The following is a 22,957-nucleotide window of genomic DNA, read 5'->3' as shown; positions in this document are numbered from 1 at the left end:
GCACCCGCCCGCCGCGAACCATCGGGGACTCCGCCAGTAGCAGGGACCGAATGAAAGGTCATGACATGTCCGAGCTCTCCCGACGTAGTGTCCTCAAGGCGGCCGGAGTCGGCGCGGCGGTCGCGTCGACGGCCGTCGTCACCGGGGCCGCCGCCCATGCCGACACCGGCGGCCAGGAGACCAACCCGCTCCGGCTCTGGTACCGCGGGCCCGCGAAGGAATGGCTGGAGGCCCTGCCGATCGGGAACGGTCGCATCGGCGCCATGGTGTTCGGCGGGGTCGACTCCGAGAAGCTCCAGCTGAACGAGGACAGCATCTGGGCTGGAAGCCCGCACGACTACGACAGCCCCGACGCCCTGGCGAACCTGCCCGAGATCCGCCGCCTGGTGTTGGCGGGCAAGTGGAACCAGGCTCAGCGGCTGGTGGACAAGACCTTCCTTGGCCGGCCGTCGGAGCAGGCCGCGTACCAGCCGGTCGGGAACCTCACGCTCACCTTCCCCAAGGGAGGCGACCCCACCGACTACCGCCGCGAGCTGGACCTGGAGACGGCGATCACGAGCGTGACCTACGTCCGGGACGGCGTGCGGTACACCCGTGAGGTCTTCGCGAGCACCCCCGGCCAGGTCATCGCGGTGCGGCTGACCGCGGACCGGGCGGGCTCGATCTCCTTCGAGGCCGCGTTCGACAGCCCGCAGCAGGCGACGACGACCGCGGCCGACGACCGGACGATCGCCCTCGACGGCGTGAGCGGCGAGTGGCAGGGCCGGGCCGGGGCGGTCCGGTTCCAGGCGCTGGCGCGGGCGGTCGCGCACGGCGGCCGGGTGCGTACCGACCAGGGGAGGCTGATCGTCGAGGAGGCGGACGCTGTCACCCTGTTCATCTCGATCGGCAGCAGCTACCGGAACTACCAGGACGTGAGCGCGGACCCAGCGGCCCGGGCGCGGCGGCCGCTCGAACCCGCGGCGGCGCAACCGTACGAGCTGCTCCGCCGCGTCCACGTCCACGACTACCGCCGGCTGTTCGGTCGCGTCGAGATCGACCTGGGCACCTCGGACAAGGTGGCGCTGCCGACCGACGAACGGATCCCGCTGTTCCAGAGCGGCGCCGATCCCCAGCTCGCGGCCCTGTATTTCCAATACGGGCGCTACCTGCTGATCTCCTGCTCGCGTTCGCCGGGGCAGCCGGCGAACCTGCAGGGGCTGTGGAACGACAGCATGACCCCGGCGTGGGAGTCCAAGTACACCGTCAACATCAACTTCGAGATGAACTACTGGCCCGCCGGGCCCACCAACCTGGCGGACTGCTGGGAGCCGGCCGCCGCGATGGTCCACGAGCTGGCGGAGTCGGGGCAGCGCACCGCCAAGACGCAGTACGGCGCGGACGGCTGGGTGCTGCACCACAACACCGACGGCTGGCGCGGCACCGCGCCCGTGGACTACGCGCAGTACGGCATGTGGCCGAGCGGCGGCGCCTGGCTGTCCGTCGTGCTGTGGGACCGGTACCGGTTCACCGGTGACAAGCGCCTGCTCCGCCGCGACTACCCGGTGATGAAGGGCGCGGCCCAGTTCTTCCTCGACACGCTGGTCGAGGACCCGGACCACGGCTGGCTGATCACCAACCCGTCCCAGTCGCCCGAGGTCACCCACCACCAGGACGAGGGCGAGAGCGTCAGCATCTGCGCCGGGCCGACGATGGACATGCAGATCCTGCGCGACCTGTTCGACGCGTGCGCGGAGGCGTCGGAGATCCTCGGGCAGGACCGGGACTTCCGCGCGAAGGTGAAGGCCGCGCGCGCCCGGCTCGCGCCCATGCAGATCGGCTACCTCGGCCAGCTCCAGGAGTGGCTGGAGGACTGGCGGGAGGCGGCGCTGGTCGTGAGCCGGCACGTCTCACACCTGTACGGGGTGTTCCCCAGCGCGCAGATCGTGCCGCGGCAGACGCCCGACCTGGTCAACGCGGCCAAGCGGAGCCTCCAACTGCGGGGGAACGCCGGCCAGGGCTGGTCGCTCGCCTGGAAGATCAACATCTGGGCCCGGCTGGAGGACGCCGCGCAGGCGTACCAGCATCTGTCCAGCCTGCTCACGCCCGCGCGGACGGCGCCCAACATGTTCGACCTGCATCCGCCGTTCCAGATCGACGGCAACTTCGGCGGCGTCTCCGGGATCACCGAGATGCTGCTGCACAGCCACGCCGGGGAGGTCCACCTCCTGCCCGCCCTGCCGGACGCCTGGCCGGCCGGTCACGTACGGGGCCTGCGCGCGCGGGGCGGATACGAGGTCGACGTCGAGTGGCGGGGAGGCGCCCTGTCCGAGGCGGAGATCCGCTCCGACCTCGGCGAGGAGGTCCGGCTCCGGACCCAGGCGCCGGTATCGGTGACGGGCGCGCGGGTCAGCCGTCCCGAGCCGAACGTCGTGGTCTTCGACACCCGGCCCGGCGGGACGTACCGGATCCGGCCGTCCTGAGCTCGCGCTCGCCCCGGCCCCGGTCTCGACCCAGGGCCGGGGCGGCGGCGCGCCCGCCGCGCGACGCGTGATCGGCGTCACCGTGGTTCAGACGGAGGCGCCGATCGCGTAGCCGGCCGTGGCCGCCAGCAGCCCGAGTCCGACGCTCGCCAGGACGTTGAGGCCGGCCTCGCGGAACGACCCGTTCTCCAGGAGCCGTACGGTCTCGAAGCCGAACGTGCTGAAGGTGGTCAGCGCGCCGCAGAAGCCGGTCCCGAGCAGGGAGACGACCGGCCTCGACAGGTCATGGGCGGCGCCGGTCAGCAGCCCGAGGATGAGACAGCCGATGAGGTTGACGGCGAGGGTTCCCCAGGGGAAGACGCTCTCGCGACGGCGCTGGACGTAACGGTCGAGCAGGTAGCGGCTGGGCGCGCCGACGGCGCCGCCGAGCAGGACGAGGAGGACGATCATGAGTCCTCCGGGGCGGTTCCGCGGCCGACGTACCGGTAGACCTCGACCTGGTCGAGTATGACGAGGCCCTCGTCGATGAGGTCGTCGAGCTCGAGGAGGAAGTCGACGATCTTTTCTTCGGCATCGACGATCACGATGGCCAAGGGCAGGTCCTCGCTGAGGGACAGGATCCGGCTGGTGTGGATGTGGGAGGAGGCGCCGTATCCCTCGATGCCGCGGAACACGCTGGCTCCGGCCAGTCCGCGCGCGTGGGCGCGATGGACGATCTCGGTGTAGAGCGGCTTGTGGTGGTACTGGTCGGTCTCGCCGATGAAGATCGTGACGCGGCAGGCCCTGCCGTGCAGTCTCATGCTCGCTTCCCTTCCAGGTTCCGGCGTACGGGCAGACCGGCGACGCGGCGGGCGACGATCATCCCGCACCAGACGGCGGCCAGGCCACCGACCAGGCTGGCCAGCACGTATCCGCCGGCGAGGGCCCACGCGCCGTGCCCGGCGAGGTTCCTGGTCTCGACGGCGAAAGTGGAGAACGTGGTGAAGCCGCCGAGGACTCCGACGCCGAAGAAGGGACGGACGTACCGGTTCGGCGGCCATACGTCCAGGACGAACACCATCAGCAGGCCGAGCGCCCAGCACCCGGCCACGTTGATCAGGAAGGTGGCCCAGGGGAAGTGGCCGGGTGTGACGGGGACGGCCGTGGAGACCAGGTAACGGGCGAGGCTGCCGAGCGAGCCGCCGAGCGAGATCGTCGCCAGGACGCTCCAATCGCGCCGGCGGCGGGGTGGCGTCCTGAGCGCGAAGACGTCGCCCTGGGCCTCGGTGCCCTCGTCATCGAGGTCGAGGTCGGGATCGATCGGCAGATCGGCGCGGCCGCCGACCGAGCCGTCGGGGAATCGTGAGGTCACGGCCTTCCTTCCGGGGTGGGTGCTCATCATCGTGCGGAACCGGGATGCGGGAGGCGCCCGCTCGGGGCGGGCGGCGGCCGGACCGGCGGACCATGGACGTCACGACGACGACCCTTCGCGGCACGGCACCTCCCTGACATCACGTCAGGGACCGTCAGCGGCGGGTGCCGCGGTTGTGGGTGAGCCCCATCACCTCAATCCCCCTATTGTGCCCCATCGGGCGTGCCCCGCAGAGACGGCCCGCCCGGTCGCGCGCCGTCGCCGCACTGATCGGATGTATTCCGACGCCACTGCACCCGGAGTTGTTGGCCGTCGGCGGTCGTCACCTGGCATTTCCCATAATGGAGCGATCTATCGATGACCAGTTGGCTTGCACATATTGACGTGAGCGGTGGATGGTGGTCCTATGAATTAATTGTAAGGAAGCTTTATCAAAGAGGGATGTGAGGAACTCATGCGATCTCCCACCCGGACGCGGCTCGCGGCAGGGGCGCTCGCCGCCACACCGGTACTCGGCATCCTCGCCCTTCCCGGCGCCGCCGCGGCGGACCCCGTCGAGTCCGGCCCCTGGACGTCGTACTCACCCGGCTACAAGGTCCAGGAGAAGGGCTGCGGCCAGGTCGACGGCCTGACGTTCACCCTGAGCTGCTCCAACTCCAGCGGCGAGCAGCGAGCCGAGCGCCGGTACGACACCTACTCCAGTGGCACCCGGCAGTTCGAGGGCTACTTCCGCATCGTCAGCATGGGCGGCAGCCGGGTCAGCCTGAAGCAGACGTTCAAGACGACCGGACCGTTCTTCCTGCTCGCCGTCGAGAACGGGGGCCGGCTCTACTCCGTGCACGGCGGCGACACCATCGCGACCGGCGCGACGGTCGGCACGCGCGTTCGGGTCAACACCGTCCACGTCGTCGGAAAGCAGCTCCGGGTCTACATCAACGGGTCGCTCAAGTACACGACGTCGAGTGAGAGCGGGAGCTTCTACGACAAGTTCGGCGCCTACCGCACCGCCAGCGGCAAGGGGCCGATCAAGGTCGAGTGGAGCGACATCAGCTTCTGGCAGAAATAGGCCCCCTCGATGAGGGTCTCCATCGTGGTGCTCCTTCTCGTGCTCGGCCTGGCGGGCTGCGGGTCCCGGCCGGCCACCCGGCCTGCCGCGACGGATCCGCCCATCCGGCTCACCGCCACTCTGGTGAAGCCGACGGAGGTCACGCTGACGTGGCGGGACACGCAGCGAGGCGTCGCCGGTCATGTCGTGGAGTTCGCGACGGCCCCCCGCGGCCCGTACACGGTCCTGCGGTTCGCCCCGCCGGGCGAGACGACGTTCACGCATCCGGACCTCATGCCGGAGACGTCGTTCTACTACCGGGTCCGTGCCTACCGCGGGCCGGCCTCGCGCCCGATCGACGTCACCGTCCCCGGAGGGCGGCGGAAGGGCGCGGATGGGAAGCGCGATGACGACTGGGCGACTCCCCGGCGCATCGGCGGCCCGGCCGACCAGCACACCGTACGAGACGGGAGCGCCGCCGCGACCCCCACGGATCTGCGCGGCACCGTCATGGCGCCGAACGGCATCAGGTTCACGTGGACCGACCACGCTGGCGACGAGGACGGATACCTGCTCGAGTCCCGGCCGAGCGGACGCCCCGACTTCCAGGTGGTCGCGGTCATCGACCCGGACATCGACTCCTTCGGGCTGATCACCCTGCCGGAGGAGCGGGTCGCGTCGTACCGGGTCCGGGCGTTCGCCTACGGGCCGTCGTCCAACCTCGCCGCCCAGAAGACGGGCGCGGATCCCGCGGACCGGTGAGGCGCCGACGGGCCTGGTGCGACCCGCCTACAGGGCCGCCGTCAGGCCCGCGTCGCCGCCGGCTTTCCCGGCGCCGGGAAGGCGGTCGAGGCTGGCGAGGAACCTGTCGAGCCCCGTGATCCGGAGCATCCGCTGGACGTGTCCGGCGGGGCGCAGGAGGAGCAGGTCGCCGCCGGACTTACGGGCGCGCTTCCACGCGCCGACGAAACAGCCGAGCCCCACCGAGTCGCAGAAGTCCAGGGCGGACAGGTCGAGGGCGATCCGGGACCGCCCCGCCGAGAGCATGACGTCCAGTCGTTCGCGGAGCTTCCCGACGGTCGTGTAGTCGAGCTCCCCGGCCACGTGGATCAGTGACCACTCGCCCCGTGTTTCGACCGCCACATCCAGCGTCGGTTCCTCCGGTCGATCCGCCGCCATCTCGTCTCCACCTCCACGCCGAATGAGGCTGGTCTTCCCCTAAAGCAGCCACTCATCCTTGTAGAGCCGCCACTCATCCTTGGCCGATCGTACGGCAAGCCCACTCACGCTCTTTTCCTCCTGGTTTCCTGGGCCACCGGCCCGGGCGGCACGGCAGGTGGGCGGATCGGCGATGCGCCCCGCGGCTAGGTCGACTGACGTGGGTTACCGGTCCTGCAGACTGAGCGTGGGTTATGGTCGCTCAGCCGGAGGCTCCGAACGGTGTTGAGCGTCCTGGTTCCCTGCGTTCGCTCCGCAGCCGGGCGGCACGACTCCTGATCGTGGTCCGGGAATGCGGGGGCGGGATTCCTCTCGCCCTGGGGCATCCGGTGCGGCCTGGACGGTCCGATGCCCCTGTTCATCGCTCTGGTGAGCAGGGGGCGGTGCCGTCCGTCGCCGGATCGGGTGTCCTAGGGCGCGTCGGCGTCGATGTTTACCCAGATCGTGCGCCCGACCTGCGCGGCCGGGACTGGAAGCGCGCCCTGATGAAACGGCGCGGGGACTGATCGCCTGCGCTCGCGGTTGCTCCGTCAGATTCACACCAAGAACATAATGTAAACAGTTGACTACCATGGGTGGTTGGACCTATCTGAACTTGGCGGTTCGCCGCTTCATCCCGGTCGCCTCTTTCGGCAAAATTCTATATTTTTCCTGTTGACAAAGTAGGTATATCTCCTCAGTCTGGAGATCGTGAGTCGCAACGTTCCCCTGACGGTGCGCCGGCACGTCGATCTGCGCCGGCAGGCCAGCGCCCTGTGTGCGTCCCCGACACCACGGCCCTGAAGATCCGTACCCATGGGAACGAAGGAAGTCAGTCGATGTCACGACTTCAGGTTGCGAAGCTCGACCCCGGCCTCCAGGACGACGATCAGTGCGGGCTCGGCGACGTGCTCCCGGCGATCGGCGGCGAGGTGCCGCCGGGCGGCCTGCTCGAGGTGATCCCGATCCCCGAGACGGGCCAGGTGATGGTGATCACGGCGCATCTCCTGCCGGCGGCGGACGCCGGGACGCCGACGGTGGCCTTCAAGGCGCCCGGGTGGCCGACGGTGAGCCGGGAGCGTCCCGAAGAGGAGCCCGACGACGTGGTGGTCGAGCGCGACGCCAGGCGAGTCTGGGTGGACGGGACGGAGGTGCCGCTGACGTTCCAGGAGTTCGAGCTGCTGGACTACCTGACGGCGCGACCGGGAAAGGTGTTCACCCGTTTTCATCTGATGAACGCCGTCTGGGAAGGCGCGGGCGTGGTCGTCCCGCGAACGGTCGACGTCCACGTCCATCGGCTGCGCCGCAAGCTCGGCCGGCACGGCAGGCGCCTGGTGACCGTACGGCGGGTCGGCTACTGCTACCGGCCGCCCGAGGAGCGTCGGGCCGCCGACGGCTCGGCGTCGCGCTGAGCCACCGCTGCGCCGTCCGGCTCGGGCCGCCGCCCGCCGGGACCGGAACGGCTCGGCGTGATCTACGCTGGGCGCCGTGACTTCACGTGTCGATCAGGTGACGGTTCCCGGCGGTGCGTTCGACCTGAACGTCTGGCTGCCCGAAGGCGGCACCGGGCCCGGAGTCCTGATCATTCAGGAGATCTTCGGGGTCAGTGACTACATCGAGGCGGTCGCCGAGGATCTCGCCCGGCTGGGATACGTCGCCGCCGCACCGGATCTGTTCTGGCGGATGCGGCCCGGCTGGCGTGCCCGGCACGACGAGACGGGCCTCAAGGAGTCGCTCGAGCTGGCCCAGCGCTTCGACGCCGAACAGGGCGCGGCCGACGCGGCCGCCGCCCTCGACCACCTCGCCGGCCTTCCCGACGTGGACGGCCCGGTGGGGATCGTCGGGTTCTGCCTCGGTGGCTCGATCGCCTTCGCCCTCGCCGCGCGCGGCACCGCGGCGGCCGTCGTGTCCTTCTACGGCTCCGCCGTGCCGGAACAGCTCGCCCTCCTGGACTCCATCGAGCGGCCGCTGCAGCTGCACTTCGGCGGCAGCGACCCGTACATCCCACGCGCGGAGGTCGCCCGGATCGAGTCCGCCGTCGCGGACCGGCCCGACGTCGAGATCCACGTCGAGGAGCAGGCGGGGCACGCCTTCCACAACCGTAAGGCGCCGATGTTCTACGACGCCGAGCCGGCCGCCCGCGCCTGGCGTCGCGCCGAGGACTTCCTCGCCCGCCACCTGCGCTGAGCCGTGGCTCATCCCTCGAAGAAGCGGATGCGCACTCCCGAGACGACCTTCTCGATTGGGACGAAGGACGCCAGGCCGGTGTGCTCGCGCAGGGCGTCGCTGAGGTAGACGTGGCCGGGCCGGCCGAGGTCCTGGGCCATCTTCGACGCGACGTTGATCGGCGCGCCGGCGATGTCCCGGCCGCCGCCGGGAGTCTCTCCGGTCAGTACCGGCCCGGTGTCCACGCCGATCCGGGAGACGATGTCGTGGTCGGCCAGGGTGGCGCGTAGCCGCAGCGCGAAGCACACCGCCGGCTGCGGCTCGTCGAAGAGATAGATCGCCAGCGGGCCGGCGACCTTGATCTCGATGGCGCCGCGCGGGGGCAGCAGCCGCAGGCCCGTCTCCTTCATCAGCGCGGACCGGGACAGCCCGCGCAGCAGCGCGACGTCGGGCGTCTCCGCCGGGACGCCGCCGCGCTCGGCCAGGACGATCGTCCCCTCGCGGAGGTGGCGGGCGGTGAGCTCCGCCAGGAGCGCGGCGTCTCCGGGGCGCTTCTCCAGCCGGAGCAGGTCGGCGTGCAGGTCGGGGGAGTAGGGGATGGGGTATCGCTCGCGATCCGCCGGCCGCACGTCGTCCAGGCGCGGTCCGTCGAGCACCTGATGGACAGCGCCGAGCGGATGGGCCGGCGCGTCCTTACGCCGCAGGACGAAGGGGTGCCCGGCCGGGAGCCGATCGGCGACCGCCTCCGTCACGGCGATCTCGCCGCCGTCGACGTGGTTCTCCGCGAGGTCCTCGATCGCGTCGGCCGCCGCGCCGTACAGGCCGCCGGACAGCGCGCTGAAGGTCCCGTGATGGGCGCCGATGCCGATCCGGACCTGGCAGTGGCGCCGGATCTCGTCCTGGACGGTCAGCAGGGCGGACAGCACCGTCGCGGCACCGGTCTCGGCCGGATGGAACATCTGGCCGTTGTCGGCGGCCCACACCCCGACCGCCCGGCCGCCGACGGCCCTGCCGTACGCGTGCAGGATCCGCTTGGGGCGGTCGATGAGCGCGAGCACCTCGAGGAGCGTCAGCCGCTCGCTGAGCCGGGTCAGCCCCGCCGAGTCCGACACGACGCTGTAGCCCTCGATCGCGTACCCGCTCAGGAGGCGCCGCGCGTCAGCGGCGGTCCCGCCGCTTCGCCGCCATTGCTCGACCAGGGCCGACGACGGCTCGCCGGCGATGTCATGGGTGAGGTCGAAGTCGCCGGGTGCGTGTCGGCCCGAGGGGGGTTCGGAGGTCACCGGATCAGAATAACAGCGAAGAGTGATCGACTGAATGCCCTAAGTGATATTGATCTACATTGTAAAGGTAGTGGCCGTAAACATCCGATGTATCGTTTTTCGACAACGCATTCTCCTAGGCGACGATACGGTCCTCGTGCCCGGTCGCAAGCGTCACGGAACGGAGCATCTACTGCGATCTAGCGTGCGCATCCATCGTTCGTGGGAGAGTTCGCGCGAGTGATCGTCCTTTTTTAGGAAACCTTGTTGATAGAAGACTCCTCCGATGATTGCATGGGCGCACACGCCCTGAGTCGGCCGTTCACCGCGCGGCTCGGGGTCCCCCGCCCCGTCGCGTGGCGGCGTACCTCACCCGCCTCGCGCACCAGCGAAGGAGTCTCCGTGACCGATCGCTCAGCATCTCTCCGGAACCAACGCCGGCGCGTGCTCGGCTCGCTCGCCGTCGCCGCCATGGCCGCGCCGATCGCGCTCACCGGATGCGCCTCGGCCTCGGCCGGTGGCCTGACGGCCGACAGCCAGGCGCTCGGCGCCAAGGCGGCCGCCGCGCAGGTGCTCTGGTCGCCGAACCCGGCCACTGACGGTCTGAACGCGTTCGAGGGCATCGAGGCCGACCGCGCCGGCAAGCACCCGGGCCGCAAGTACGTCTACGTCGAGGGAGACCACTACCGGTTCGACATCTACAAGGACGATCTGGACAGCACCGGCGACAACGACCGGCAGCGGACCGAGTCCAAGGGCATGGTGTCCAACGGCAAGGCCCTCAAGATGAAGAACGGCGAGACCTGGACCATCTCGTACGAGATGTACATGCCGTCCACACTGCACGGCACCAGCAAGTTCACGCACATCTTCCAGCTCAAGACGCCGGCCACGAACGGCGGGCCCTGGATCACGCTGGACCTGAGCCGAAGCGGCAGCACCGAGAAGTTCCGGGCCCGCGCGTACAGCACGTCGGGAGCGCCGGACATCGCCGCGACCGACCTGTCCCCGCTGCGCGACAAGTGGATCACCATCGAGTGGACGTTCACGATCGGCTCGAAGGGTAAGGCCCGGTTCGTGGCCCGCAACGGTACCGGCTCCGGCGCGCCCGTCGTGGCCGACGGCAGCCTGTCCAACGTCAACATCCCCGACCAGGGCGACTACGTCCGGCCCAAGTGGGGGATCTACCGGTCGATCAAGAGCGCGTCCTCCGACATCATCGACACCCACCTGCTGTTCCGGAACTACAGGGCCTCCCGCGCCTAGCGTGACTTCGCGGTGGGGTCCTCCGCGCGGCGGAGGACCCCGTCGCGGCTCGATCCCGTTCGTGACGGGCATGATCCCGATAGGTTGGTCCCCGGCTTGGAGGAGTTCGGGAGGGGATGTCCGTGGGGGGACGGTCGCGACGGCGCCGCCGTGCAGGACCGGGCGGCGCCACCTCGACCGCCACCGCTCCGAAGGCCGCGGACAGGCCGAAGCCCGGCCGCCCGACCCCGGACGCCGGTGCCCCGGCCGCCGACGGCGATGCGCGCCGAGCGCCGTACATCGTCCTCGTCGCGGCGCTCAGCCTGTTCCTCTTGGCCTGGCCCGATGCCGAGCGGGTCTGGGTCGAATCCGACCCGCCGTGGTGGCTGGCCGACGCGACGACCCTGTTCGGCGGCGTCGCGGTCTGGGTCTTCGCGCGGGCCCTGGTCGTCGCGGAGCTGCGCGCCATGAGCCTCGGGGAGCGCTTCCGCGACGACGCGACCGCCGGCGAACTGCTGGAAGTGGCGCTGGCCCGGACCGGGGTCACCGCACTGTGGGCGACGTTGCTGGGGTTCCTGTCCGTCGCCCGGGATCCGCTCCCGACCGGCATGAAGGTCACCGACGCGGTCGGGACCTACGCGACCGTCGGGGCGATCCTCGGACTGGCGCTCTGCTCGATCAAGAGCTACTCCGTGCACCGGTCCTCATTCCGGCTGCTGCGTGGTGCCGGTAGCCGGCGGTACTGGATCCGCGCCCACATGTCGGCGATGGTGTTCGACGTCGTCATCCTCATGGTGCTGCTGGTGCCGCTCGGTCGCCTCGTGCACCACGCGGCCTGACGGACTTCTGAGCCGGTCGCCCAGGTGGATCCGCGCGACGAGAACCGCCGGCCGGCCGAACGGGCGCGCCGCAGTACGACCGTCTGGACGACAGATGTCACCCCACGAGAGCGAGGAGCGCCGATGAGGCGAGTGGCCACCGTCATCCGGCTGCGGCCGGAGAAGGAAGAGGAGTACCGGGCGCTGCACGCGGCCGTGTGGCCGGACGTGCTGGCCGCACTGCACCGTGCCCATATCGGCAACTACTCGATCTTCCTCCGGGATGGACTGCTGTTCAGTTACTACGAGTACGACGGCGAAGACCTGGCCGCGGACCTCGCGCGGCTCGCCGAGGACGAGACCACGCGGCGGTGGTGGCAGCTGACCGATCCGTGCCAGGAGCCGGTCGAGTCTGCGGCCGAAGGAGAGTGGTGGGCGCCGTTGGAGGAGGTCTTCCACGATGACGGACCGTAGGGGAGAGGTGTCCGGCCTTCTCCCGTGAGTCGTGTCCGCGGACTCTTGTGCGTTCACGAACAATGTGACATTTTACTGCCCGTGAGCAGCACTGACGTGGTGATCGTAGGCGGCGGCGTCGTCGGCGCCGCCTGTGCGTACTACGCCGCGCGGGCCGGGCTGAGCGTGACCGTCGTCGAGCGCGGCGCGGTGGCCGGCGGCACCACCGGCGCGGGCGAGGGCAACCTCCTCGTCTCCGACAAGGAGCCGGGCCCGGAGCTCGATCTCGCGCTGCTCTCCTCGGCGCTGTGGGCGGAGCTGGCCGCCCGGGACGGGCTCGGCGCGGCCTTCGAGTACGAGGCCAAAGGCGGGCTCGTGGTCGCGGAGACCGAGAAGGGCGTCGCCGGGTTGGCGGAGCTGGCGGTGCGCCAGCGGGCTGCGGGTGTCGACGTGGACTCCGTGCCGGCCGCCGACCTTCCCGGCTACGAGCCGCAGCTGGCCCCGGACCTGGCCGGCGGCATGTTCTATCCGCAGGACACGCAGGTCCAGCCGATGCTGGCCGCCGCGCACCTGCTGCGCGCGTCGAAGGCCGAGGTCCGTACGGGCGTCACCGTGACCGGGATGCTGCGAGACGGCGACCGGGTCACCGGGGTGCGCACGGACCGCGGGGATCTCGCCGCCGGGGCGGTCGTGAACGCGGCCGGGACGTGGGGCGGGGAGGTGGCCGCCCTCGCCGGGGCGCACGTGCCGATCCTGCCGCGCCGGGGGTTCATCCTCGTCACCGAGCCGCTGCCGCCGCTGATCCGGCACAAGGTGTACGCGGCCGAGTACGTCGCGAACGTCGCCAGCGACGACGAGGGACTCGAGTCGTCCGCGGTCGTCGAGGGCACCCCGTCCGGCACGATCCTGATCGGCGCCAGCCGCGAACGCGTGGGGTTCGACCGGACGCTGTCGCTGCCGGCCCTGCGGCGGCTCGCCCGCCAGGCGATCCGGCTGTTCCCGGTGCTCGGAGACGTCGCGGCCATCCGCGCCTACTGCGGGTTCCGGCCGTACTGCCCCGACCACCTGCCGGTCATCGGACCGGACCCGCGCGCCGAGGGCCTCATACATGCCTGTGGCCACGAGGGCGCCGGAATCGGCCTGGCCGCGGCGACCGGTCACCTGATCGCCCAGTCCCTGACCGGCGCGCGGCCCGACCTCGACCTGGGACCGTTCCGCCCCGACCGTTTTCCGGAGCACGCATGAGTGAGCGGAGCGAGCGAATCGAAAGCACAGCGTGCCTGGCCACTCCTCCGACGCCGGGAGGCCGGCCGGGGCCGGTTGGTCGGGAAGAACAGGTTGGTCGGGCTAGCCCGGGAGGTCGGTCGGGGGCGGTTGGTCGGGAAGAACAGGTTGGTTGGGCGAGGAAGGAGGCCTCATGAGTGAGATCCTCTTCGAGGGACGGTCCGTGCCGTTCGAGCCGGGCCAGAGCATCGGCGCAGCCCTGACCGCCGCCGGGATCCGGTCCTGGCGGACGACGCGGTTCGACGAGCGGCCGCGCGGGCTGTTCTGCGGGATCGGCGTGTGCTTCGACTGCCTGATCACCGTCAACGGCCGTCGGTCCCTTCGAGCCTGCATGGTCGAGGCGCGGTCCGGCGACGTCGTCGAGGGCGGTGGTCCCGATGCGTGACGTCGTGGTGATCGGGGCTGGCCCGGCGGGCCTGGCCGCGGCGGTGACGGCGGCGACGGCCGGGCTGGACGTCGCGCTCGTCGACGCCGGGCGGCGCCCCGGCGGGCAGTACTACCGGCACCACGCGGCCGAGACGGGCGGCCTCCACCACGGCTGGGACGCGTTCGTCCGGTTGCGCGACGCGCTCGACCGGCTGACCTACCTGCCGAGCCACCGGGTCTGGCACGTCGAGGACGGCTTCACCGTGCACGCCCTCGCGGGGGACCGCGACGAGCGGCCGGTACGGATCGACGCGCGATCGGTGATCGTCGCCACCGGAGCGTACGACCGTTCGCTGCCGTTCCCCGGCTGGGACCTGCCGGGCGTCCTCACCGCGGGCGGTGCGCAGGCCCTGCTCAAGGGCGACCGCGTCACGGCGGGCGAGCGGATCGTCGTGGCGGGCACCGGGCCGTTCCTGTTCCCCGTCGCGACCGGCCTGGCCGGGGCGGGCGCCACGGTCGTGGGCGTCTTCGAGAGCAACCGGCCGTACGGCTTCGCCCGTCACCTCGCCCGGAATCCGGGCAAGGCATGGGAGGGCGCGGGCTACGCGGCCGCGCTGGCGCGGCACCGGATCCCGTACCGCACCGGGCACGCCGTGGTCGCGGCGCACGGGGACGGTCGGGTCGAGGCGGTCACCGTCGCCCGGCTCGACCGGGACTGGGCTCCGGTGGACGAGCGGGTCATCGCCTGCGACACGGTCGCGGTCGGCTACGGCTTCACCCCGCAGCTGGAGATCCCACTGCAGCTCGGCTGCGCCACCCGCATGGACGCCGACGGCAGCCCGGTGGTCGAGGTCGACGTCGCCCAGCGCACGAGCGTGCCCGGCGTGTACGCGGCAGGGGAGACCACCGGGGTCGGCGGCGCGCAGCTGTCGCTCGTCGAGGGAGAACTGGCCGGGCTCGGGGTCGCCGAGGCGGCGGGCGGGGTCGCGCCGGACCCGGCCCACGTGAGCCGCCTGCTGGCGAAACGGCGGCGGCTGCGGGCGTTCGCCGAGGCCATGCACGAGGCGTACCCGGTCCGCCCGGGATGGATGGGCCGCCTGGACGACGACACGCTCGTCTGCCGCTGCGAGGAGGTGACCTGCGGGCGGCTCGCCGAAGCGGCCGGGCTGGGGGCCACCGATCCGCGGTCGGCCAAGCTGCTCAGCCGCGCGGGCATGGGGTGGTGCCAGGGCCGGGTCTGCGGCTACGCGACCTCCTGGCTCGCCGCCACGGCCTGCGGCCGGTCGCCGGGCCCGGACGATCTGCTCGCCGCGGCGCGACGGCCGATCGCCCAGCCCGTACGCCTCCGCGACCTCGCCGACGATCGGTCCGCGTCTCCGCACGGCGCTGCGGAGGATCCGCCGGTACGCCCGCGCGATCTCGCGGGGGAGGAGTCCGTGTCTCCCCGCGACGCTGCGGAGGATCCGCCCGTACGGCCCGGCGACGTCACGGACCGCCAGTCCTGAGGGTGCCGCCCGGCGCCGCGCGGGAACCATCCGATTAACCCGGCATAACGGACGTATCACGAGTCCGGGGACATCTTGACGGCCACGCTCAGCACAACGTGAAATGTCACATCTCATCAGGGAGAACCGCATGATCGCCCACCGTAAGCCCTGGCATGGCATCCTGGTCGCCACCGCGCTGCCGCTGCGAGAGGACCTGTCGGTCGACTTCGACCGGTACGCCGAGCACGTCCGCGCGCTCGTCGACGCCGGTTGCGACGGCGTGTGCCCCAACGGCTCGCTCGGTGAGTACCAGAACCTTACCGACGACGAGCGGGAGCGGGTCGTACGGACCGCCGTGGAGGCGGTCGGCGGGGACCGGGTCGTCCCGGGCGTCGCGGCGTACGGCTCGGCCGAGTCGCGGCGCTGGGCCGAGCAGGCCGCCGAGGCGGGCGCGGGCGCGGCCCTGCTGCTCCCGCCGAACGCCTACCGCGCCGACGACCGGATCGTCGAGGAGCACTACGCCGACGTGGCCAAGGCCGGCCTGCCGATCGTCGCGTACAACAACCCGTACGACACCAAGGTGGACCTGACCCCGGAGATGCTGGCCGGGCTGCACGAGGCCGGGCACATCGTCGCGGTCAAGGAGTTCAGCGGCGACGTGCGCCGCGCCTACCGGCTCGCCGAGCTCGCGCCCGAGCTCGACCTGCTGATCGGCGCGGACGACGTGCTGCTGGAGCTGGCCATCGCCGGCGCCAAGGGCTGGATCGCCGGGTACCCGAACGCCCTGCCGAAGGCGAGCGTCGCGCTGTACCGGGCGGCGGTCGCCGGCGACCTGGACCGGGCGCTGCCGCTCTACCGCGCGCTGCACCCGCTGCTGCGCTGGGACTCCCGGACCGAGTTCGTGCAGGCCATCAAGCTGTCCATGGACGTCATGGGCGGGTACGGCGGGCCGTGCCGCCCGCCCCGCCTGCCGCTGACCGAGGAGCATGCCGCGATCGTGCGGGCCGCCACGGAGGCCGCCGCGCACCTGGAGACCAATGCGTAGCAAGCACGTGTTCCACGCCGTGGACTCGCACACCGAGGGGATGCCGACCCGCGTCATCACGGGCGGGGTCGGCGTCATCCCGGGTGCGACGATGTTCGAGCGGCGCGCGCACTTCATGGAGCACCTCGACCACATCCGCACGCTGCTGATGTACGAGCCGCGCGGGCACGCGTCGATGAGCGGCGCGATCCTGCAGCCGCCGACGCGGCCGGACGCCGACTACGGCGTGCTGTTCATCGAGGTCTCCGGCTGCCTGCCGATGTGCGGGCACGGCACGATCGGCGTCGCCACCGTGCTGGTGGAGACCGGGATGGTGCCGGTCACCGAGCCGGTCACGACGATCCGGCTCGACACGCCCGCCGGGCTCGTCGTCGCCGAGGTCGCGGTGCGCGACGGCGCGGCGAAGAGCGTGACGATCCAGAACGTCCCGTCGTTCGCCGACGCCCTGGACCAGACCGTCGAGGTGCCGGGGATCGGTCCCGTCACGTACGACATGGCCTACGGCGGCAACTTCTACGCGATCCTGCCGATCGAGCGGGTCGGGCTGCCGTTCGAGCGGGCCCGCAAGAACGACATCCTCACCGCCGGACTGGCGATGATGGACGCGATCAACGAGCAGCGTCGGCCGGTGCACCCGGAGAACCCCGACATCGCCGGCTGCCACCACGTGCAGTTCGTCGCGCCGGGCTCGGACGCGAAGCACTCCCGGCACGCGATGGCGATCCACCCCGGCTGGTTCGATCGCTCGCCGTGCGGCACGGGCACCTCGGCCCGGCTCGCTCAGCTGCACGCGCGCGGCGAGCTGGCACCCGGCCAGGACTTCGTCAACGAGTCGTTCATCGGCAGCCGGTTCATCGGCCGGATCGCCGAGGAGACGACCGTCGCCGGCTCGCGGGCCGCGATCGTGCCGACGATCACCGGCCGGGCCTGGGTGACCGGCACCGCGCAGTACTTCCTCGACCCCGACGACCCATTCCCCGAGGGGTTCCTCCTGTGACCCCCCGCTCCTGACACCGACCGTCCCCGACGCGGCGCGGCCATCCGGCCGCGCCGCCATCTCTCCCTACCCCGTCGCTATTCGGAGATCCCCATGAGAAAAGCAACTCTCGGCGTCGCGCTGGCGGCGACCGCTCTCGCCGTTTCGGCCTGCGGCCAGGGTGTGCTCGGCGGTGACAGTAAGAAGGACAAGGGCCCCATCCTGCTCGGGATGGACATCCCCCTGTCCGGCAGCAGCGCCGACATCGGCCCGTACATGAAGAACGGCGCCCAGATGGCGATCGACGAGATCAACGCGAAGGGTGGCGTGATCGGCCGCAAGCTGCAGCTGCGCGCCGAGGACGACGCGTGCGACCCGAAGACCGCGGTCGCCGCCGCGAACAAGCTGGTCGCCGCGAACGTCGCGGTCTCGGTCGGCGGCTACTGTTCGGGCGCGACCCTGCCCACGCTGCCGGTCTTCGACCGCCGCAAGATCCCCATGATCATCCCGGCGGCGAACTCCACCGAGCTGGTCGACCAGAAGCTGAAGCACGTGTTCTTCGTCAACGGCACCGGCGACCAGCAGGCCGCCGCCGCGATGGCGTGGCTGACCAAGAGCGGCGCCAAGAAGGTCGCGCTCATGCACGACAACACCTCGTACTCCAAGGACATCGCGGTGCGCACCGCCGCCGAGCTCGACAAGCCCGGCGGCCCGGACAAGGCGACGCTGGAGGCGGTCACGCCCGGTGAGTCCGACTACTCCGCGAACATCACCAACGTGCTGCACTCGAACCCGGACTTCATCTACTGGACCGGCTACTACCAGGAGGGCGGCCTGATCCTCCGCCAGCTGCGGCAGGCCGGGTACAAGGGCAAGTTCATGGTCGGCGACGGCGCGGTGGACGCCAAGCTCGTCAAGATCGCCGGCGGGACGGCCGCCGAGGGCGCGTACGCCACGATGACCCAGACCCCGGACACCATCCAGGGCGCGGAGAACTGGATCAGCAGCTACAAGCAGAAGTTCGGCGCCGAGCCCGGACCGTACTCCACCCAGTCCTACGACGCGGTGCGCGTCGCGGCCGAGGCCATCAAGAAGGCCGGCAGCATCGACGGCGACAAGCTGGTGACGGCGCTGGAGGGCATCGACGGGCTGCAGCTGTTCTCCGGCCCGCTGAAGTTCACCCCGCGGCACACCCTGTCCAGCGGCGGCTTCGTGATCCTCGTCGTCAAGAACGGTAAGTTCGTTCTCCAGGACGCGCTGAAGTAGGCCCGCGTCAATGTCACAGCTGATCTGGAACGGCCTGTTCGTCGGCTCGTTCTACGCTCTGGTCGCGCTGGGCTACAGCATGGTGTACGGCATCATCAAGCTGCTCAACTTCGCCCACGGCGACCTGTACATGCTCGGCGCGTTCGGCGGGTTCGCGATGCTCGGGGCGATGGGCGGGCTGGTGAAGTCCTCCTCGCTCGTCGCCCTGTTCGTCGTGCTGATCCTCACGATGGTGGCGACCGGCCTGTCCGGTGTCGTCATCGAGCGGATCGCCTACCGCCCGCTGCGCGGCGCGCCCCGGCTGTCCCTGCTGATCACCGCGGTCGGCGCGTCGTTCGCGCTGGAGTACGGCACCCGCATCGTCGCCGGCCCGAACCCCAAGGTCTATCCGGTCCGGCTGGACGGCACCTCGCTGAACGTCCTGGGCGCGCGTGTCACCTGGCAGCAGATCGCACTGATGGCGGTCTCCGTCGTCCTCATGGTCGCGCTGAACGTCCTGATCACCCGGACCCGCCAGGGCCGCGCCATGCGGGCGATCGCCCTCGACCCGAAGGCGTGCCTGCTCATGGGCATCGACGTCGACAAGGTCATCTCGCGGACGTTCTTCATCGGCTCGGCGCTCGCCGGGGCGGCGGGCGTCATGGCCGGCGGCTACTACGGCAAGATCGACTTCCTGATGGGCTTCATCATCGGGCTCAAGGCGTTCACCGCGGCCGTCATCGGCGGCATCGGCAACATCCCGGGCACGATGCTCGGCGGCCTCCTGCTCGGCCTGCTGGAGTCGTTCGGCACCCACTTCGTCGGCGGGCAGTGGCGCGACGTCTTCGCGTTCGGCTTCCTGATCCTGTTCCTGACCGTGCGGCCCACCGGCCTGCTCGGCGAACGCGTGACGGAGCGCGTATGAGCGCGGGCGAGGGAACGGGTGTGAGCGCGGGCAACGGAGCCGGTGTGGGCGCGGGTAACGGCGCCACCGTGCAGGACCCGCCGGTCAAGCCGGTGAAGGGCCGGGGTCCGACGTTCGTCACGCGGTTCCTGGAGAGCCGCCACCTCGGCTGGGCGGGCCTGGCGCTCGGGCTGCTCGCGCCGTTCATCATCGCCACGCCGTACGCGATGGACGTGATGACCAGCGCGGTCGTGTTCGTCATGCTCGCGGTCGGGCTGAACATCGTCGTCGGCTACTGCGGCCTGCTGGACCTCGGGTACGCCGCGTTCTTCGCGGTCGGCGCCTACACCAGCGGTGTGCTGTCCACCGAGCTGAAGCTGCCGCTGCTGGCGACCGTCCCGGCGGTGATCGTCGTGACGGTGCTCGCGGGCGTCATCATCGGCGGGCCTACGCTGCGGCTGCGCAGCGACTACCTGGCGATCGTGACGCTCGGCTTCGGGGAGATCATCCGGATCACCGCCAACAACCTGAGCATCACCGGCGGCCCGTCCGGCATCTACGGCATCCCCGGCCTGTTCGGCGACGCGACGTCCGACCCGGTGGTCTTCTACTATGCCGTGCTGGTCATCGTCGCCGTGGCGGTGCTGCTCGCCGCTCGGCTCGGCCGGTCCCGCATCGGCCGGGCCTGGCGGTTCGTCCGCGAGGACGAGGACGCCGCCGAGGCGATGGGCATCAACACCTACAAGGTGAAGCTCGCCGCCTACATCGCGGGCGCGGTCTGGGGCGGCCTGGCCGGCGTCCTGTTCGCCGCGCAGCTGTCGGCGATCTCCCCGGCGAGCTTCACGTTCCTGCAGTCGGCGCTCGTGCTGATGGCGGTCGTGCTCGGCGGCATGGGCTCGACGCCCGGCGTGGTACTCGGCGCGGTCGTGATCAGCATCCTGCCGGAGGTGCTGCGCGGCCTGGCCGACTACCGGTTCTTCGCCTTCGGCGTCCTGCTGATCATCGTTATGATCGCCCGGCCGCAGGGCCTGTGGCCCCATCGATCGAGGGAGCGGTGATGCTGGAAGTCGAGGACCTGCGGCTGTCCTTCGGCGGCGTGCTCGCCGTGGACGGGCTCAGTTTCCAGGTCGGCGCGGGCGAGATCGTCTCGGTGATCGGCCCGAACGGCGCGGGCAAGACGTCGGCGTTCAACTGCGTCACCGGGTTCTACAAGCCCACGGCGGGCCGCATCCGGATCGACGGCGCGGACGTCACCGGGCGGCGGCCGTCGCTGATCGCCGGAAAGGGCGTCTCGCGGACGTTCCAGAACCTGCGGGTGTTCGGCGAGATGTCCGTGCTGGACAACGTACGCGCCGGCACACACCTGTGGCTGCGGCAGCGGGTCGTGGACGCGCTGCTGCACACGCCCCGGTACCGCCGGAGCGAGCGGGAGGGCACCGAGGAGGCGAACAAGTGGCTCGACTTCGTTTCGCTGCGCGGCGACCGGGCCGGCCTCGTCCGGAACCTGCCGTACGGTGAGCAGCGCCGGGTCGAGATCGCCCGCGCGCTGGCCCGGCGCCCGAAGCTGCTGCTGCTCGACGAGCCCGCCGCCGGCCTGAACCACGGCGAGAAGGCCGAACTGCTCGACCTGATCCGGCGGATCCGCGAACTCGGTATCGCGATCGCGCTGATCGAGCACGACATGGGCCTGGTCATGGAGGTCTCCGACCGGGTGGTCGTGCTCAACTTCGGCAAGGAGATCGCCGACGGGCCGCCCGCGGAGGTCCGGGGCGATCCGGCGGTGATCGAGGCGTACCTCGGCCGGGACGCCGACGAGGCGGAGGTCGAAGCGGCGAGAGAGGAGGTCGGCGGTGCTCGAGGTGAGTGACCTGGAGGTGAGCTACGGCGGGGTCCAGGCCCTGCGCGGGCTGTCGCTCACGGTAGGCGAGGGCGAGATCGTCGCACTGCTGGGCAACAACGGCGCCGGCAAGACGACGACGCTGTCGGCCGTCTCCGGCCTCGTCCGGCCGGGCGCCGGGCGGATCGCGTACGAGGGCGCGGACATCACCCGCGAATCCGCGCCCAAGATCGTCGGCCGGGGTCTGGTGCACGTCCCGGAGGGCCGCCGGATCTTCAGCACCCTGACCGTGCACGAGAACCTGCTGCTCGGCGGCTACCTCGTGCGCGACGCCAAGGAATTGGCCAGTCGCGTCGACCGGTCGTACGCCCTGCTGCCCAAACTGGCCGAGCGGCGCGACCAGCACGGCGGCACCCTGTCCGGCGGCGAGCAGCAGATGCTCGCCATCGGCCGCGCGCTCGTCGCCGGCCCCCGGCTGCTCATGCTCGACGAGCCGTCGATGGGGCTGGCACCGCTGATCGTCGCGGCGGTGATGGACGTCATCCGCGACATCAACGAGGCCGGCACGTCGGTGCTGCTCGTCGAGCAGAACGCCAAGGCCGCACTGAAGATCGCCCATCGCGGTTATGTGATCGAGAACGGCCGCTGCGTCCTCGACGGGCCTGCGGCCGACCTGGCCGCCGACTCGCGCGTGGTCGAGGCCTACCTCGGCGGCGTCACGTGAGTCCCTCCCCGCGCGCCGCGGAGTCGCGGCCGGCTCGCCCGAGCCGGCCGCGACTCCGCGGAGGTGAGCGGGTGCCGTCGTGCGGTGGTGAGGTGTGGGCTGGCGGTGACGAGCGGGTGTGGCCGGGCGGTGGTGAGGTGTGGCTTGGCGGTGACGAGCGGGTGCGGCCCGGTGGTGGTGAGCGGGTGCGGCCGGGAACCGGCGAGCGGGTGCCGCTCGTAGAGGCATACGTGGTGGTGCGAACGTCGGAGGCCGTGCATCCGCACCGGTACGGACCTGGGAGGATCGTCTCGTCGCCGGGGCGGTCATAGGAAGGACGCGGCATGAGGGAGCTGAACCTGCCGCAGCTAGGGGCGCGGCAGAACGTCCGCGAGCAGATCGCGCAGGCGTTGCGTGCCTCGCTCGTGGCGGGGGAGATGCGGCCGGGCGTCGTGTACTCCGCGCCGGCGCTGGCCGAGCGGTTCGGAGTCTCACCGACCCCGGTCCGCGAGGCGATGCTCGACCTGGTCAAGGAGGGCCTGGTCACCGTGGTCCGGAACAAGGGCTTCCGGGTCACCGAGCTGTCCGACCGCGACCTCGACGACATCACCGAGATCCGCGCGATGATCGAAGTGCCGACCGTGGGCCGGGTCGCCGCGTCCCCCGCCGGGGTCGAGAAGCTGCGGCCGCTCGCCGAGGCCATCGTCGACGCCGCCGAACGCCGCGACATCCTCGCCTACATCGAGGCCGACCAGACCTTCCACCTGGAGCTGCTCGCCCTGGCCGGCAACGCACAGCTCGTCGAGGTCGTACGGGAGCTGCGCCACCGCTCCCGGCTGTACGGCGTGCCGAAGCTCGCCGAGCGCGGCGAGCTGCTGCCCTCGGCGCGCGAGCACCTGAGCCTGCTCGACGTCATCGCACGCGGCGACGCCGGCGGTGCCGAGACGCTGATGCGCCACCACCTGCGGCACGTCCGCGGCATCTGGGCCGGCCCCGCCGACGCGACCGGCAGCTGACCCGCGCGGGGGATCGGCAGATCCAGGACGCCTCGGGGTGTGCATGTGGCCATCCGCGGCTTCCTGCCACCCGAGCTGCCCCATCCATGCGATCT

The 22,957-nt window shown here is 71.1% G+C and carries 25 protein-coding genes; 20 read left to right on the top strand and 5 right to left on the bottom strand.

Annotated features, from left to right (window positions below):
* Window positions 1-65 precede the first annotated feature (65 nt).
* Complete coding sequence (locus tag AB0I04_RS09530; RefSeq protein ID WP_360881488.1) at window positions 66-2,462, top strand: glycoside hydrolase N-terminal domain-containing protein; 2,397 nt, start codon at window positions 66-68, stop codon at window positions 2,460-2,462.
* Between the two features lie 87 nt (window positions 2,463-2,549).
* Here the strand turns inward: AB0I04_RS09530 and crcB (AB0I04_RS09525) are convergent, their stop codons facing one another.
* The 3 genes from crcB (AB0I04_RS09525) to crcB (AB0I04_RS09515) are packed head-to-tail and all read right to left on the bottom strand — an operon-like array spanning window position 2,550 to window position 3,813.
* Window positions 2,550-2,912, bottom strand: a complete 363-nt coding sequence (crcB, locus tag AB0I04_RS09525) for a fluoride efflux transporter CrcB (protein WP_360881486.1) — start codon at window positions 2,910-2,912, stop codon at window positions 2,550-2,552.
* Window positions 2,909-3,262 carry a DUF190 domain-containing protein gene (locus AB0I04_RS09520; RefSeq protein ID WP_360881484.1) on the bottom strand — a complete coding sequence of 118 codons (354 nt, stop codon included), beginning with the start codon at window positions 3,260-3,262 and terminating at the stop codon, window positions 2,909-2,911. Before AB0I04_RS09520 ends, crcB (AB0I04_RS09525) begins: the two co-directional genes overlap by 4 nt.
* Window positions 3,259-3,813: a fluoride efflux transporter CrcB gene (gene crcB, locus AB0I04_RS09515; protein WP_360881482.1), complete on the bottom strand. Its 555-nt coding sequence runs from the start codon at window positions 3,811-3,813 to the stop codon at window positions 3,259-3,261. Before crcB (AB0I04_RS09515) ends, AB0I04_RS09520 begins: the two co-directional genes overlap by 4 nt.
* A gap of 454 nt (window positions 3,814-4,267) precedes the next feature.
* Between crcB (AB0I04_RS09515) and AB0I04_RS09510 the strand changes: the two genes are divergently transcribed.
* Together AB0I04_RS09510 and AB0I04_RS09505 are read left to right on the top strand one after the other, a co-directional pair.
* Window positions 4,268-4,879, top strand: coding sequence for a hypothetical protein (locus AB0I04_RS09510; protein WP_360881480.1), 612 nt, complete (start codon window positions 4,268-4,270; stop codon window positions 4,877-4,879).
* A gap of 9 nt (window positions 4,880-4,888) precedes the next feature.
* Window positions 4,889-5,620 carry a fibronectin type III domain-containing protein gene (locus tag AB0I04_RS09505; protein WP_360881478.1) on the top strand — a complete coding sequence of 244 codons (732 nt, stop codon included), beginning with the start codon at window positions 4,889-4,891 and terminating at the stop codon, window positions 5,618-5,620.
* Between the two features lie 27 nt (window positions 5,621-5,647).
* Here the strand turns inward: AB0I04_RS09505 and AB0I04_RS09500 are convergent, their stop codons facing one another.
* Window positions 5,648-6,037 (bottom strand): STAS domain-containing protein, encoded by a 390-nt coding sequence (locus AB0I04_RS09500; protein WP_360881476.1) that lies wholly within the window; start codon window positions 6,035-6,037, stop codon window positions 5,648-5,650.
* Window positions 6,038-6,766: 729 nt separating this feature from the next.
* On the opposite strand from AB0I04_RS09500, the gene AB0I04_RS09495 reads away from it, so the two are divergent.
* From AB0I04_RS09495 to AB0I04_RS09485, 3 genes are all read left to right on the top strand, one after another.
* The gene (locus AB0I04_RS09495; protein WP_360881474.1) at window positions 6,767-6,859 is read left to right on the top strand and encodes a putative leader peptide; all 93 of its coding nucleotides are present in this window, start codon (window positions 6,767-6,769) and stop codon (window positions 6,857-6,859) included.
* Between the two features lie 35 nt (window positions 6,860-6,894).
* On the top strand, window positions 6,895-7,467 hold the full coding sequence (locus AB0I04_RS09490) for a winged helix-turn-helix domain-containing protein (RefSeq protein ID WP_360881472.1): 573 nt from the start codon (window positions 6,895-6,897) through the stop codon (window positions 7,465-7,467).
* A 76-nt stretch (window positions 7,468-7,543) separates the two neighbouring features.
* On the top strand, window positions 7,544-8,242 hold the full coding sequence (locus AB0I04_RS09485; RefSeq protein WP_360881470.1) for a dienelactone hydrolase family protein: 699 nt from the start codon (window positions 7,544-7,546) through the stop codon (window positions 8,240-8,242).
* Window positions 8,243-8,250: 8 nt separating this feature from the next.
* On the opposite strand, the gene AB0I04_RS09480 is transcribed toward AB0I04_RS09485, so the two are convergent.
* Entirely contained in the window at window positions 8,251-9,504 is a 1,254-nt protein-coding gene (locus AB0I04_RS09480; RefSeq protein ID WP_360881468.1) for a hypothetical protein, read from the bottom strand.
* 381 nt (window positions 9,505-9,885) lie between these two features.
* On the opposite strand from AB0I04_RS09480, the gene AB0I04_RS09475 reads away from it, so the two are divergent.
* From AB0I04_RS09475 to AB0I04_RS09410, 14 genes are all read left to right on the top strand, one after another.
* Window positions 9,886-10,749 carry a hypothetical protein gene (locus AB0I04_RS09475; protein WP_360881466.1) on the top strand — a complete coding sequence of 288 codons (864 nt, stop codon included), beginning with the start codon at window positions 9,886-9,888 and terminating at the stop codon, window positions 10,747-10,749.
* 116 nt (window positions 10,750-10,865) lie between these two features.
* Window positions 10,866-11,567 carry a hypothetical protein gene (locus AB0I04_RS09470; protein WP_360881464.1) on the top strand — a complete coding sequence of 234 codons (702 nt, stop codon included), beginning with the start codon at window positions 10,866-10,868 and terminating at the stop codon, window positions 11,565-11,567.
* Between the two features lie 123 nt (window positions 11,568-11,690).
* Window positions 11,691-12,020 carry an L-rhamnose mutarotase gene (locus tag AB0I04_RS09465; protein ID WP_360881462.1) on the top strand — a complete coding sequence of 110 codons (330 nt, stop codon included), beginning with the start codon at window positions 11,691-11,693 and terminating at the stop codon, window positions 12,018-12,020.
* A 24-nt stretch (window positions 12,021-12,044) separates the two neighbouring features.
* Entirely contained in the window at window positions 12,045-13,244 is a 1,200-nt protein-coding gene (locus AB0I04_RS09460; RefSeq protein ID WP_360881460.1) for an FAD-binding oxidoreductase, read from the top strand.
* 172 nt (window positions 13,245-13,416) lie between these two features.
* Complete coding sequence (locus AB0I04_RS09455) at window positions 13,417-13,668, top strand: (2Fe-2S)-binding protein (RefSeq protein WP_360881458.1); 252 nt, start codon at window positions 13,417-13,419, stop codon at window positions 13,666-13,668.
* On the top strand, window positions 13,661-15,154 hold the full coding sequence (locus AB0I04_RS09450) for an FAD-dependent oxidoreductase (protein WP_360881456.1): 1,494 nt from the start codon (window positions 13,661-13,663) through the stop codon (window positions 15,152-15,154). Before AB0I04_RS09455 ends, AB0I04_RS09450 begins: the two co-directional genes overlap by 8 nt.
* 130 nt (window positions 15,155-15,284) lie before the next feature.
* Window positions 15,285-16,181 (top strand): dihydrodipicolinate synthase family protein, encoded by an 897-nt coding sequence (locus AB0I04_RS09445; protein ID WP_360881454.1) that lies wholly within the window; start codon window positions 15,285-15,287, stop codon window positions 16,179-16,181.
* Window positions 16,174-17,178, top strand: a complete 1,005-nt coding sequence (locus tag AB0I04_RS09440) for a 4-hydroxyproline epimerase (RefSeq protein ID WP_360881452.1) — start codon at window positions 16,174-16,176, stop codon at window positions 17,176-17,178. Before AB0I04_RS09445 ends, AB0I04_RS09440 begins: the two co-directional genes overlap by 8 nt.
* Before the next feature lie 93 nt (window positions 17,179-17,271).
* Window positions 17,272-18,423: a branched-chain amino acid ABC transporter substrate-binding protein gene (locus tag AB0I04_RS09435; RefSeq protein WP_360881450.1), complete on the top strand. Its 1,152-nt coding sequence runs from the start codon at window positions 17,272-17,274 to the stop codon at window positions 18,421-18,423.
* 10 nt (window positions 18,424-18,433) lie between these two features.
* A complete protein-coding gene (locus AB0I04_RS09430) occupies window positions 18,434-19,327 on the top strand; it encodes a branched-chain amino acid ABC transporter permease (protein WP_345430649.1) in 894 nt (297 codons plus the stop codon).
* Window positions 19,324-20,364 (top strand): branched-chain amino acid ABC transporter permease, encoded by a 1,041-nt coding sequence (locus AB0I04_RS09425; RefSeq protein WP_360881447.1) that lies wholly within the window; start codon window positions 19,324-19,326, stop codon window positions 20,362-20,364. The genes AB0I04_RS09430 and AB0I04_RS09425 overlap by 4 nt, the downstream gene beginning before the upstream one ends.
* Window positions 20,364-21,173, top strand: coding sequence for an ABC transporter ATP-binding protein (locus tag AB0I04_RS09420; protein ID WP_360881445.1), 810 nt, complete (start codon window positions 20,364-20,366; stop codon window positions 21,171-21,173). Before AB0I04_RS09425 ends, AB0I04_RS09420 begins: the two co-directional genes overlap by 1 nt.
* A complete protein-coding gene (locus AB0I04_RS09415; RefSeq protein WP_360881443.1) occupies window positions 21,157-21,867 on the top strand; it encodes an ABC transporter ATP-binding protein in 711 nt (236 codons plus the stop codon). Before AB0I04_RS09420 ends, AB0I04_RS09415 begins: the two co-directional genes overlap by 17 nt.
* A 323-nt stretch (window positions 21,868-22,190) precedes the next feature.
* Window positions 22,191-22,862: a GntR family transcriptional regulator gene (locus AB0I04_RS09410; RefSeq protein WP_360881441.1), complete on the top strand. Its 672-nt coding sequence runs from the start codon at window positions 22,191-22,193 to the stop codon at window positions 22,860-22,862.
* The last annotated feature ends 95 nt before the right edge of the window (window positions 22,863-22,957 follow it).

Origin of the sequence: Actinoallomurus sp. NPDC050550 (genome assembly GCF_040655075.1) — a bacterium.
In the GTDB taxonomy this organism is placed as follows: Bacteria; Actinomycetota; Actinomycetes; order Streptosporangiales; family Streptosporangiaceae; genus Actinoallomurus.
This window is presented reverse-complemented; position numbering and strand designations above follow the sequence as displayed.